8 protein-coding genes and 2 pseudogenes are annotated in these 11,041 nt (G+C 42.2%); 6 read left to right on the top strand and 4 right to left on the bottom strand.

What is annotated here, in order from left to right; genetic code table 11:
- The 4 genes and pseudogenes from AC1DWN_RS18600 to AC1DWN_RS18585 all read right to left on the bottom strand — a co-directional run.
- Positions 1–853, bottom strand: a pseudogene (locus AC1DWN_RS18600) (hypothetical protein); the annotation flags it as partial.
- 73 nt (positions 854–926) lie between these two features.
- Positions 927–2,408 (bottom strand): extracellular solute-binding protein, encoded by a 1,482-nt coding sequence (locus tag AC1DWN_RS18595; RefSeq protein ID WP_477560398.1) that lies wholly within the window; start codon positions 2,406–2,408, stop codon positions 927–929.
- Between the two features lie 29 nt (positions 2,409–2,437).
- Entirely contained in the window at positions 2,438–3,289 is an 852-nt protein-coding gene (locus AC1DWN_RS18590; protein ID WP_477560397.1) for a carbohydrate ABC transporter permease, read from the bottom strand.
- Between the two features lie 22 nt (positions 3,290–3,311).
- The gene (locus tag AC1DWN_RS18585; RefSeq protein ID WP_477560396.1) at positions 3,312–4,190 is read right to left on the bottom strand and encodes an ABC transporter permease; all 879 of its coding nucleotides are present in this window, start codon (positions 4,188–4,190) and stop codon (positions 3,312–3,314) included.
- 327 nt (positions 4,191–4,517) lie between these two features.
- Here AC1DWN_RS18585 and AC1DWN_RS18580 point away from each other — a divergent pair, with 327 nt between their 5' ends.
- The 6 genes and pseudogenes from AC1DWN_RS18580 to AC1DWN_RS18555 form a co-directional block, all read left to right on the top strand.
- Positions 4,518–6,044 carry a response regulator gene (locus AC1DWN_RS18580; RefSeq protein WP_477560395.1) on the top strand — a complete coding sequence of 509 codons (1,527 nt, stop codon included), beginning with the start codon at positions 4,518–4,520 and terminating at the stop codon, positions 6,042–6,044.
- 15 nt (positions 6,045–6,059) lie between these two features.
- Positions 6,060–7,787 carry a sensor histidine kinase gene (locus AC1DWN_RS18575; protein WP_477560394.1) on the top strand — a complete coding sequence of 576 codons (1,728 nt, stop codon included), beginning with the start codon at positions 6,060–6,062 and terminating at the stop codon, positions 7,785–7,787.
- A 130-nt stretch (positions 7,788–7,917) separates the two neighbouring features.
- On the top strand, positions 7,918–8,790 hold the full coding sequence (locus AC1DWN_RS18570; protein ID WP_477560393.1) for a sugar phosphate isomerase/epimerase family protein: 873 nt from the start codon (positions 7,918–7,920) through the stop codon (positions 8,788–8,790).
- A gap of 89 nt (positions 8,791–8,879) precedes the next feature.
- On the top strand, positions 8,880–9,923 hold the full coding sequence (locus AC1DWN_RS18565; protein WP_477560392.1) for a glycoside hydrolase family 88 protein: 1,044 nt from the start codon (positions 8,880–8,882) through the stop codon (positions 9,921–9,923).
- Positions 9,924–9,961: 38 nt separating this feature from the next.
- Positions 9,962–10,597, top strand: a complete 636-nt coding sequence (locus AC1DWN_RS18560; protein ID WP_477560391.1) for a YczE/YyaS/YitT family protein — start codon at positions 9,962–9,964, stop codon at positions 10,595–10,597.
- Between the two features lie 214 nt (positions 10,598–10,811).
- Positions 10,812–11,041: pseudogene (locus tag AC1DWN_RS18555) on the top strand (hypothetical protein); the annotation flags it as partial.

The raw sequence follows: 11,041 nt of genomic DNA, 5'->3' as shown, positions 1-11,041 counted from the left end.
GGGCTAGTCCTTCTAACAGCATACCGCAGGATCTTCCCCAATAAGTGGCTCCCTCATCGATGCCGCCGTCCTCGTCTATCCCTTGCAAGTAATAGTCCAGCATATCCATTGCACGGACAATCGCTCTTTTGCGAAGATCATCGTCTTCCTCGCAAAGTAAAATGCTGGTTAAACAGTTGACCACGCACCAAGGGTTCCAGTTATTCATATCTCGCCGGTCGCTATAGCCCATCCACCAATAATCATATCTCGTCAAAAAGGGGTCAATAATCCGACGTTTGAGCTCTCGTTTTATTCGACGACTAATGAGCGGTTCGATCTCATCCAGCTTGTCTTTAAGAAGGTAGTAGACCATCGCCAGCGTCATTCCGGTCTCGCTAGCAAAAATATCAAGTGCAGCAATATCGATGTCCGGAAGTGTACGCTCACCATTGATAGGCTCTGGCTCATAGATAAAGTTATGAGCAGAAACGACCCAGGAGCTTTCCTCACAGATGCACCATATGCCATCTATGATATCCGATAAATAGGTGCCGTCGCCTGCAAAGCACTCCGCAAGCGTCAAGGTGGAAAGAGCGTGCCTGCGAGCAAAATAAGGTGTTTCAAAGATCGCTCGGTCACCGCTTTTGAAGTATTCCATAAAATCAGTAGCTTTCAGCATCGGATAGGCAAAGCTTTTGTAGGGTTTTGCTTGCTCTATAATTAAATTTCTGATTTGAGCATCGATTGACGCCCAAAGCTCTCGCTGCTCATAGCGTGGAAAGGGGACAAACTGTTTTAAGGGGAGAACTGGAAAAGGCTTCGTTCTTACTTGACCAGATGCGGTTGTTTCATACACTAGCTCTTTTAGCATGCTGCACCTCCGTTATTAGAAAGAAGAAGGGAAGAATAGCTTGGTTGTACATGGCTACTCTTCCCCTTTCGTTTTATTTATTGATTTCGTCAATGACAGCTTGAAGGTCGATTTCTTTGGCATAATTCGTGAAGTTAGCTACGTAGCCGTCGTAATCAAGCTTGCCCATGACATAATTGTGGAATAGATCCGTTACTTTAGCTTTAAGATCGCCTACAGCGTTGCTATAGAGAGCAAACTCACTAGATGGCAGGTCTGTCACTACTTTATCTTTATAGGTTTCACCTATCTTTGCAATTTCGATAATGTTCTCATATTCCGTTTGTGTTTCATCATCAAATGCAAATGGATATTTAAAGTCCCGATCTAGTGGCGGGAATGATTGCCCGCGGAAAGCGAAACCGCCGTTATCGACATTTAAAACAAGTGCGCCATCGACTAGGTCATAGTGGTAGCCTTCAATTCCACGGCTAGTTGAAATAACAGCTTCTGGATCGGTTAACATCCAAGTGAAGAAGGCGTCAAATGTTTCTTTAGGATATTTGCTTGCACTCGTAATTCCAATCGGGGAATCAGCTTCATAGTACGATAGTCCGAACACACCATTGGCACCCTCGAACGGTTTCACATAATTAAGGTCTGCACCTTTGAAGTTTTTGTCCAAACCTTCCTTGAGCGAGTCATAAATATCATCCCACATAATAATGGCTCCAGCTTCACCGTTTATGAACTTCGTTCTAACTGCGCCGTAGCTCGTATTTGTAGGCATTTCAAGATCAATGAGCTTCTCGCTGTAAAGCTTCTTCATGAAGTCAAGATATTCTTTATATTCTGGCGTCAGGAATGGTACAACAGCCTTGCCATCCTTCATGTAAATCTGGTTGCGAGTGTTGAAATAAGCAGCGAACATATCTTGATCCTTCAGCACTGCAGAGAGGGTCAGAGGAATCGTATCCTTTTGTCCGTTGTTGTCTAGATCACTGTCACGAAATAAAGTCAGCACGTTGACAAGCTCGTCCATCGTTTTCGGCTGCTCTACCCCAAGCTTGGTTAACCAATCTGTACGCAGCCACATATTCATATACTTTTGGTTCGTAATAGAAATACCGTATGTTTTTCCGAAAAACTYAAATGGTTCAACGACATTCGGATTAGCATCGATAATGGCTTTTACCTTCTCGTTACTGTTAATATAATCATCCAGAGGCACTAGAAAGTCTTGCTTGACAAAAGGATACGGATTAGCAGGCAAGCGGGCAATATCCGGCATGTCGCCTGAAACGAAGGAGGCAGTGACCTTATCCTCCCAGTTATTTTGCGGAACATGCTTAATTTCTAGATCAACGCCCGTTTTGCTCTTAAACTGATCGGACAGCATTTGTGCTACATCGGGACTATTATAATAGTCCTTGCTTAGGAGCGAGATAGAGGTTAGCTTTCCTCCCTCAGCGGATCCTTCTGTCGCAGGCTTGTCAGTTGGACTTTTGGAACCGCAGGCTGATAATACCATTGTGCTCGTTAATAGAATTGCGAGAGTAGCTTTGACCTTTTTCATTTTGCTCCACCTCTAATTTTTATTTTGTATTAACCCTTTACAGAGCCAATTAATACACCTTTTACGAAATATTTTTGTAAGAATGGATAAACAATCACGACTGGAAGTAATGCTATGACAATCGTCGTATATTGAATGTTTTTTAATAACGTCTGCTCCGTACTGGTCGAATCCAACGAGTTTTCCATAACTAAGGTGCGTAAGACAACTTGCAACGTATGCATCTTAGGCTCACTAATATAGAGGATGACCTCCAAATAGCTGTTCCAAGAGGCCATCATGTAAAACAATCCGACCGTTGCTATTGCAGCAGTTGATAGAGGCAGTATGATTTTGAAAAGAATTTTGATCTCCGAGCAGCCGTCTATTCGAGCGCTCTCAACCAGTGAAGACGGAATGCTCTCCAAAAAGTTTCGCATAATGAGGATATTAAAGGTGCTCATTGCAGCTGGAAAAATAAGTGCCGAGAAAGAATTAAGCAGCCCTAAGTCCTTTACAAGCAAATATTTGGGCAGAAACCCTAAGCTAAGGAGCATGGGGAGTACAATAAGAAAGTTCAGAAATCTTCGACCYACAAGCTCTCTTCTGGAGAGAGGGTACGCAATTCCAATAGTTAGCACCATGGACACAATAACACTGCATCCGGTTACGAACAAGGAATTTAAGAACGGTCCCTGAATGAGCTCATTTTCCAATACATATCTATAATGATCTAGAGTAAAGCCTCTAGGGAATATGCGGAAAGACGCATCGGATGAGGTTGAAAAAGTGAGCTGAAAAATATACATGATCGGCAGCAGCACACTCAATGAGCATAATCCCATCACGACGTAGGATATTATTTTTACTGTCTTTTCCTCAAGAGTCTGTTTAATAAGCAATGTCTACACTCTCCTTTCTAGCTTAAAATACACCTTCATCATTAATTTTTTTAGCGATTTTATTAGTAATCAGCACAAGTGTAAATCCAATTGCAGCCTTAAAGATACTGACAGCCATACCATATCCAATCCTCATTTCACTAATCCCTGTTCTGTAGGCATAGGTTTGAATAACATCAGCTGTCTCATATACTACAGGAGCTGCCATAATAAGCACCTGGTCGAATATGTTAAGTATTTTTCCAAGCTGGAAAATAAGCATAATAACGATGGTGGGGCGAATTGATGCTAATGTGATATTCCATATTTGCGATAGCTTGCCCGCACCGTCCACCTTGGCTGCCTCGTATAGAGTCGGATCAACAGAAGTAATTGCAGCCAGGTAGACAATAGCTGAGTAGCCAGCTCCTGCCCAAATATCAGTTAATACGAGCAGCTCTCGAATATGCTCCTTGCTGGCGAACCAGTAGGTGGGTTCCACTCCCATCAGAGTGGCAAGCTGCGAGTTTATACTGTTTTGAGGAGCTAGAATAAGGAACCAAATACTTCCGATTACAACCCATGATAGGAAGTGCGGGAAATAAATAATGGTCTGCACTGATTTTTTGAACAGCTTTGAATTGATTTCGTTCAGCATCAACGCCACAATAATAGGAATTGGAAAGCCGAATAAGAGCTTCATCAGGCTAATTATAATCGTGTTCTTGAAAGCATTCATGAATGACGCAGAGTTGATTAGTTTTATGAAATTATCTAGACCGACATAGGAAACCTGCGATGCAGGAACCTCTCCGAAATTGGTAAACGCCCAACGCAGCTTGAGCATAGGGAGATATTCAAAGAGTAAATATAATGCCAATGGGATGGCCATAATAAAAAACAGCTGTCGTTGTTTGTACATGTTCCGAAAGATCGAAGCTATTTTCGATTTTTGTGGTTGCAAGGATAGGTATGCCTCAGATTTGCTAGTACGTATAACTTCCATCTCCTCTTTTGTATTTGCTTCCCCAACTTTTCACTTGAAGCTTAACAAATTGCCTTTTACCCTCACAATCCACAACATTAACGTAACATCCTGAAAATCAACCGACTTATTGAAAGCGCTTTAAAAACAATTACACTGCGTTAACAAAGGTATGCTTAGAATGAGCTATGTTGCAATGTATACTAAATGGTGATCATTTTATAAGGGTTCATCTCTATGGCTATTCGATCGGAGGAGAAGGTAATGTTTGATATTGTAATCGTAGAGGACAAGAAAATAACCCGAGATGGGCTTGTCCAGCTCATAGATTGGGTATCCATTAACGCACGTGTTGTAGGGGCCTTTGACAGCGGGCAGTCGGCAATTGAATTTTTAAGTCACAATAAGGTCCACATTGTCATTACAGATATTGAGATGGAGAACGGAAACGGAATGGAACTTTCAGCTTATATTCACGAGCGAATGCCTCAGACTAAGATCATTATTATTAGTGCATACGAGCGATTTTCCTATGCCCATCAGGCGATTCAATTAGGTGTTTTCTCATATGTGTTGAAGCCAATTGCAGAGAAGGAGCTGCTAGACAAAGTACGTCATGCTGCTCATCAAATCAAGAAGGATCGAGAGGTTCATGCCCTTGCCTCACTAGTGGCTTTGCAGGAGCTTTCAACTACGCTGGAAGCCTATCTCATGAGCAGAGTAGTAGATCCTTCCATGCTGGAGCAAGCATTTGAAACGTTGCAAAGTGAGCTGGACTTTACTCGAGCTACTGCATTTGTGATTCGGGGGTATGGAGAACGTATCTCTATGCGCAGATTAAAAGAAGAGGTAGCTAGCTCAGGAAAGAAGATTATGCTGCTGCAATGTGGGACATTGCTCACTGGGGTCATCTTTGATGACAAGCCTCTTAATAGAATATATTTTGAAGACCTTTACAAAATCTTTAAATTTAGCAGAAAGGTTCGTATTGGTGTAGGAATAAACGTCGGTACGCCTGCCGAGCTGAAAGAATCTTACGAAAGTGCGCTGCAGGCCTATCGTTATGGCTTTTTGCACAGTTTAGATATGGTCACCTTCTATGAACGAATACGGGTAGACCTGCATGTCGAAAAGAAGAAGGACAGTACGCTCTATCTGGATACCTCTTATTTAATAAAATGTATGGAAGCAGAATGGGATATTGAGGCAGCAGAATACATCGACAAGATGTCTATGAAGTGGAAGGCCGGTAACAGCAGCATTACCCATATGATTAATCAATGCAGTGAAAGCATTTCTAGATTAACGTCAGAGCTGTCGGTCCATGCTGATGCATATGCACCTGAGACCGTGCTGGCAGATTTCGAGCTCATTACTTGTCTTGCAGAGCTGCAAAACTATATGAAAGAAAGCATGAGGTCTATTTCGAGCGAGGTTAAGAAAAATAAAACACAAAAAATACGTCCGATTGTAAAGCTCGCATTGTCTTATTCCTTGGATCATATTGAGGAGATAGGTTTGAGTTTAAAGTTTATAGCGAACAAATTAAATACGAGCTATGTCTATCTGAGTAAAGCCTTTAAGGAGGAYTACCAAATCGGATATACGGAATATATGAATCTTTATCGGATTGAGCTGGCGAAGAAGCATCTGTCCACTCCTCACGTTAAAATTGGTGATGTTTGTGCTCGGATAGGACTGGAACAGAAAAATTTCTATTTTCTTTTCAAAAAGTATATGGGAATGACGCCCAAGGAGTATCAGAGTAAAAATTCACCTGGTGTTGGCTAGCCGTAAGGAGTACCTATGTTCTATTCAATCAAATGGAAAACCTATTTCACCATTATCGCCTTCTTTACAATTGCAATGGCTGTTTCGGGCATCATCATCTATAACATAATAGAATCGGACCTGCAGAAAAAAGCCATCCATAGTGCTAATTTGGAGATCAACTTTGCTATTAAGCAGATGGATGATCAGTTCAAATACTTGGATCAGGCCTACTATGCAATTGCTTTTGATGAAGAAATTATTAAAGAATTAGCCAAAGAGCCAGATGAAATTAACTATAATAGAATTTTAACCAAGCTTGAAAATATTTTGTTTTCTACGAATTACAAGGCTTACTCCATATATTTAAAAGATATTCGCAGCGGTGTGATCGTTTCTACAGAGGAATCCAGTATTGTGAAGCATAAAAGCGGCTATTGGGTTGAGGGTTTCACTAGAGAAGAGTTGAAGAAACCAGGACTGATTCATACCAGGGATCTTACTACCGGCTCTGTTGCTCTCGTAGCCCTTGCCGGGCGAGTAAAGAAAAATTATTTTGAAGACCCAGTGGCAATGCTTTCTGTAAATATGCTGCAATATTCGTTTAAGGAAATATTAGTGAAGGATAATGTATATCCTAATTCTATCCAAATAATTAGTGACCAAAATAATCAGGTTGTCGTCAGTAGCGACCACGATGATCCCGCATCGGTTATGGTGAAGATCCAAGGCATACCAACTGGAGGGCGGGTTATGATTGATGATCAGTCCTATATTGTAATTAGCGGTGAATCTGAAAAATACGGCTGGAAATATTCGAAGCTGCTGCTCGAGAAAGAGGTTTTCTCGGGCATTTATAAAATTCGAAACCTGCTTCTTCTCATTGCATTTCTGTTTTCTGTTGCGATGTTGATCTTTCTTTATCGCGTGTTAGACCATGTAACAGCTCCGATTTATCAGCTTTCTGCTATGATCAAAAAGTATCGTCAGAATAGCAATGAAAAGGTGGTTTTTAAGACTGACCGAAAGGATGAATTTTCCTACCTGTTTCAGAGCTTAGATGACATGGTCCAGCGTATAGACCACTTAATTGACGAGGTTTATAAGGCAGGGTTATATAAGAAAGAAACGCAGCTGCGTGTATATCGCAACAGCATTAATCCGCATTTCATTTACAATATTTTAGATTCAATTATTTGGACGATGAAGTTTAAAGACTATAACAAAGCTACCGACATTATTCAAGATTTCTCGACGTTTCTGCATCATACACTTCATGAGAGTAAAGAGTTTATTGGCGTCCTGGATATGGGGGTTGAGCTGATCTCTTATTGCAAGCTGGAATCGTTTTTGAAGGACGATCTTATTACGTTTACTGTTGAGTTTCAGGAAGAGATTCAACAGCAAATGGTGCCATCGTTTATTCTTCAGCCGCTTGTAGAAAACTGCTTTAAGCATGGCTTCAAGGGTCGGAAGCAAGGGCATATTACGATTAAGGGGTATACGGAAGGACAAGAGCTCTTATGCGTAGTGGAGGATGATGGGAATGGGATGGCAGAGGAAGCACTAGATGCTTTAATGAATTATGTGCGTAATTATGATATTAATGTCAACAGAAAGCACTTTGGACTTGCCAGTGTACACCATCGCTTAAAACTATATTACGGCGAGGAATTTGGTGTACGTATCACCTCGAAGTTAGGAGAAGGAACAAGGATTATGGTTAACCTGCCGATTCATCGGACGGAATTTGATATTGAATAATTATGGTGATAGAACATTGATTTTCAAGGTTGTTCGTATCGAGGATATCTTTAATAATGAATGCGTACCCCAGCAAGAGCTGCCAGGTGCGCATTCATTTTTTTTCTTCTACTAAAAGGAGGACTACACTATGCGTTTATCCACTTCAACAAATCTATTGGACAAAGTATTTGACGAGTTCGGAGTTATTTCACCTGAAAGCTGTCTTGAGCAGGGTCTAGAAGCGGGTTTCAAGGTTTTTGACTATAACTTCTGCGATCAGGGTAGACCAGGTCGTCCTATAGCGCAAGATGACTGGTATGAGTATATATGTCAATTCAAGAAATTCGCAGATGAGCTGGGTGTAACCTTCTCGCAAACCCATCTGCACATGTATGATCCGAATGATCCGCGAATTACTGATCACGGATGGGAGAGAGAGCTAGTACAGCGTTCTATCGTTTGCTCGGGAGTACTTGGAGCAGAATGGGCAGTAACTCACCCGTTACATCAGCATAAGCCGAATTATTCGAGACAGGATTATTTGCAGCTGAATTTGGACTATTACGGTCCTATGCTGGACGAGGTTAAAAAGCTGGGTTACGGGCTATCACTTGAAAATATGGTGCAATGGGACAATGAATATGTATATGCGTGCAATGGAGAAGATCTGGCCGAGCTAGCGGACGCCTTCAATCGTTCGAACGTTGGCATATGCTGGGATTTCGGACATGCCAACCTTAGTGTAAGAGACCAAGCTGCTGAGCTGCGTAAGATTGGCTCACGACTTAAGTCGACTCATATTGCGGACAATCACGGTCATGCAGATGAGCATTTGGCTCCGTTTTATGGCCACGTAGATTGGCATCAAATGATGCGTGTTCTCAAAGAAATCAACTATAAAGGTGATTTCACATACGAGATTCAAGCATTTTCCAGCCCGTTGCCAGTTGAGCTTCGTAAAACAATGACTGCTCATGTAGCTGACATTGGAAGATACTTGATCGGCAAGTACGAAGAATAATGTCTTATCCTATCAGCTCATCGGAAAGAAACTGGGTCAATACTGTTTATGAAAAGCTCCTAACTAAGCTTTCGCAGGAATGTGATCGTATGGGAGATAAAATTCCCTATATTCCTATCGATGGAACATGTCTGGATTATGGTGAGCAAGATATTTCGTTTTGGACGAATGGCTTCTGGGCGGGTATTCTATGGCAGATGTACGCAGCAACCGGTGATGAAAAATATCGAAAATCAGCGGTTGGTGTAGAGCAGCGGTTGGATGTTGCTATGATCGAATTTAATGGCTTGCACCATGATGTAGGCTTTATGTGGCTGCATACTGCTGTAGCGAACTACCGTCTGACTGGCAACGAAACGGCTAAGCTGCGTGCTATGCACGCAGCCAATCTGCTGGCTGGACGCTACAACATTAATGGTCGATATATCTCTGCTTGGAACGAAAATCGCCCTGGCTGGATGATCATCGACTGCATGATGAATCTTCCCTTATTGTATTGGGCAGCCAAGGAAAGTGAAGATCCGAGATATTTGCATGTGGCGAAAAATCATATCGACACTACGATTAATTGTTTAATTCGCCCAGACGGTTCCGCTCATCATATCGCTGTATTGGATCCCATGCATGGGCAATTGCTCGAGCATCCCGCTGGTCAAGGTTATGCTTCAGGTTCTTCATGGTCAAGAGGGCAGGCATGGACGATTTACGGGTTTTCTCTGAACTACCGCCATACAGGTGATCTTCGTTATCTCGATATTGCTAAGAGTGCGGCACATTATTTTTTAGCTAATATCTCGCAAACGGGCTATATCCCTCGTGTAGATTTCCGAGCACCAATGCAGCCAGAACAGTGGGATACAACCGCTGGTGTATGTGCGGCCTGTGGAATGCTGGAGATCAGTGAGCATGTAGGGGAATACGAAAAGCAGCTTTATATCAATGGGGCTTTGTCGATATTAAGAGCAATTGAAGAAAGCTATTGTGATTGGAATGTAGAAACTGATGGCATTGTTGGTGGGGGCACAGTAGCTTATCATCGTGAAGAGGAAACTCATGTGCCTATCATCTATGGTGATTATTTTCTGCTCGAAGCTATTACTAGGTTAAAAGGAAACGGTTTTTTCATTTGGTAATCAACTATTTATCTTGAAGACAGGACGGTAAGGGCACATTGAAAAAAGTACTCACAAAACAATATATCATCAAAATTTTGATCAGCATCATAGGTATTGCCATTACTTGTTTCAGTGCCTCCCTGTTCTACAAGATCGATATGGGTGCAGATCCTTACCAGGTGTTCGCAATTGCTGTACACAAACAGCTAGGAATCAGTTATGGACAGGCAAATTTGCTGTTGAATTCCATCATTGTCGTTCTTTTAGTCATCTTTAAGCGGAAATATATTAATGTTTCTCTCTTCCTGTCGCTGATCATTGCTGGCCCATTGTTGGATGTTTTCAACCATATGTTCGGGCAGTTTATTGGTACTGATCTGTCACTGTGGTTGAAGCTGATTCTAGCGTTTACGGGTACTATCTTTTTGGCATTCGGTGTCTATCTTTATATTTCTCCTCAGCTCGGTGCCAGTCCTGCGGACAGCGTGGGTCTTATCATTTCGGATATGACAAGTATTCCTTACAAGAGAATTCGGATATTAACTGATGCGTTATATACTGTGATTGGGCTTTCATTGGGGGGTGTTGTCGGTCTTGTGACGGTGTTATCGGTAGTGCTCACAGGACCTTGTATTGGATTGCTGCAGAATGCATTGAACAAGCGGAGGGTTATGAAATATATATCCTGCTAGATTTTTGTTGATTGGGGAATCATGCACCGTCCGACGGATGGACCGGATTGGTATAGGATTGCCAAGGGTTTCGGTACGGAAATGAACGCCGCTTATCAAAAGAGGAACGCAAGATAAAACGACTTCGTCGTCCTTTCCGAGGACGCACGGTATATTCGCCGATTTACTGCACTTTAAACATAAATACAAATTCTTTTTACGAGGAGTGTCATGAATGATACGGTCATTACAAGAGCATATTGATGAATTCCACAAACAAGGATACACCTTGATGAAGGGTGCCCTTCAAGCGCAGGAAGCGGATTCGTTGAAAGAAGGCGTGATCAAAGCCATGGAGGGCCCTGGCGATGGCTACAGAGATGGTCTCCGGACGCGTATGTTCGAGAAGGGCGAGCAGTTCCAACGGCTGATGATGCAGCCCGGCATTATCGATTTCACCGAGGC

Source organism: Paenibacillus sp. P4_A7 (genome assembly GCF_056402455.1).
Note: the sequence above shows the minus strand (reverse complement) of the source record. Positions and strands in the feature narration are given on the sequence as shown.

Coding starts and splice junctions, on each gene's coding strand:
- AC1DWN_RS18585 (WP_477560396.1), bottom strand. CDS start 4,190: ATGTACAAACAACGACAGCTGTTTTTTATTATGGCCATCCCATTGGCA.
- AC1DWN_RS18575 (WP_477560394.1), top strand. CDS start 6,060: ATGTTCTATTCAATCAAATGGAAAACCTATTTCACCATTATCGCCTTC.
- AC1DWN_RS18570 (WP_477560393.1), top strand. CDS start 7,918: ATGCGTTTATCCACTTCAACAAATCTATTGGACAAAGTATTTGACGAG.
- AC1DWN_RS18565 (WP_477560392.1), top strand. CDS start 8,880: ATGGGAGATAAAATTCCCTATATTCCTATCGATGGAACATGTCTGGAT.